Raw genomic sequence first — 1,962 nt, 5'->3', positions numbered from 1 at the left:
AGAGGGATTTCCCGTAGCCCGGAAAATCCCTCTTGGTTGTCAGTATTCGGTTTTACTGTGCGGGTGCTGCGGCGGCTTCCTGTGCCTTTTTCTTTGCCCGGTATTCCCGTGCTTTCATGCGGTCATACTCCCGTCGCTTTTCAAGGTTACGCGCCCGGTACTCCCTTGAATACTGCCGGTGGTAGGCGCGGCTCTTTTCCTTTTGGGCTTCCTCGATTTTCTCCCGCATTTGCCGGATTTCCTGCTCCGTTGGCTCTGTAAGCTGTGTCACTTCGTTCTCAAATTTGCCGATATAGTTGAAATATATCCCGATGTGCTGAATGGCTTGTTTTGCCCTTTTCTTGTCGCGCTCATGCACTTCAATCCGGCTGATAAACTCGTTGAGAATGGCGGGGGTCAGGTCGGTAAAGGCAGCGTAGCGTTCCGTCAGCTTCAAAAACTTCTGCGCCCGTCCGCCCGCGTTCTCAAAAGCGGATAGCTGCTCTTGCAGCTCGGCAAGCTCCGCTTTCAGCGCATAGTATTCTTCTGAATACTTCTGCGACATTTGCTCATAGCGGTCTTGCGGGATCGTGCCGAGGGCGTTGTCCTCATAGAGCTTGTTCAGCACCTTGTCAATCTGTTCAAGGCGCGTCGTGATTTGCGGGATACGCTTCTGCTGTTTCTTGGTCTTGTCGGTCTGCTGCATGGCAAGGTTCTTTTTCACTAAGGCTTCAAACTCCGCCCGGTTGCTGATAGAGTAGTCCTCGATTTTCTTCAGCACTTCCGCGACGGTCTGCATGAGCAAATCCGCGTCAATGATGTGTGGGGAATGGCACTTGGGGTTTTTGGCTTTCCCCTTGTGGTACTCGCTGCAATAGGCAACGTGCCGCTTGCCGCCGTTTCTGTAATCTATGCGGATGTGCATTTTTGCGCCGCAATCCTTACAGAAAAGCAAGCCCGACAAAGGGTGGATTTCCCCGTCCCCGTTGGGGCGTCTGACGGGCGCGTTTTCCAAAATCCGCTGTGCGGTTTCAAAGTCGGCGCGGTCAATAATCGGCTCATGCACATTTTCGGTTATCTGCCATTGGCTCCGGTCTACATAGTGGTTCCGCTTGTCCCGGAAATGCTTTGTAGTCTTGAAGTTGACTACATCGCCGCAATACTCCTGCCGCGTAAGGATATGGGTCAAGGTGGCTTTGTTCCACTTGTAGCGGTTATCCTCATTGAGCGCCTTGTTTTTACACGTTCCCCGTCCCCGGTCTTTCATGTAGAAAGTGGGGGTAGGGATTTGCTCGTTTTTCAGATATACGGCGATTTGGTTGCGGTTCTTCCCGCCGATAAACAAACGGAAAATAAGGCGCACAACCTCGGCGGCTTCCTCGTCGATTATCCAAAAATCCTTGTTGTCCGGGTCTTTGACATAGCCGTAGGGGGCTTCGGTGGCAATCGGCTTTCCGCTCATGCCTTTGGTCTTAATGCCCGTTTTCACTTTCTTGCTGATGTCCTTTGCGTACCACTCCGACATGATGTTGATAAAGGGCGCAAACTCCAATGTGTCGGGCTTCTCGCTGTCAATGCCGTTGTTGACCGCGATAAAACGCACGTTGTTCCGTCTGAATATCTCCATAGCGTTGCCGACTTGGAGATAGTCGCGCCCCCAGCGGGTAAGGTCTTTCATAATGCAAACGCCGATTTTCCCGTTTTCAACGTCCTCCATCATGCGGGAGTAGGCAGAACGGTCAAAAAATCTGCCGCTTTCATCGTCGTCGATGTAGTGCCGGATATTCGTCAGCCGCTGCCCTCTGGCGTAGTTCTCCAAAAAGATTTTCTGGTTCTGTATGCTGTTGCTCTCGCCGCCGTCCCTGTCCTCGTCCCCTACGGAAAGACGGGAGTAAAGGGCTGTGATTTTGTTGTAATCATTCATGTGCATATCCTCCTGTGCGTCCATGTAGAGTTCCTTTACACTTAAGATTATGCACTCCA

General features: G+C 51.8%; 1 protein-coding gene. It reads right to left on the bottom strand.

All coding sequences use genetic code 11. The features are described 5' to 3' along the window. Positions 1–52: 52 nt before the first annotated feature. Positions 53–1,927, bottom strand: coding sequence for a recombinase family protein (locus tag B5F87_RS20340; RefSeq protein WP_087284487.1), 1,875 nt, complete (start codon positions 1,925–1,927; stop codon positions 53–55). Positions 1,928–1,962: the final 35 nt, after the last annotated feature.

It is taken from the genome of Eubacterium sp. An3 (assembly GCF_002159465.1).
Lineage (GTDB): Bacteria > Bacillota > Clostridia > Lachnospirales > Lachnospiraceae > Anaerobutyricum > Anaerobutyricum stercoris.
Note: the sequence above shows the minus strand (reverse complement) of the source record. Positions and strands in the feature narration are given on the sequence as shown.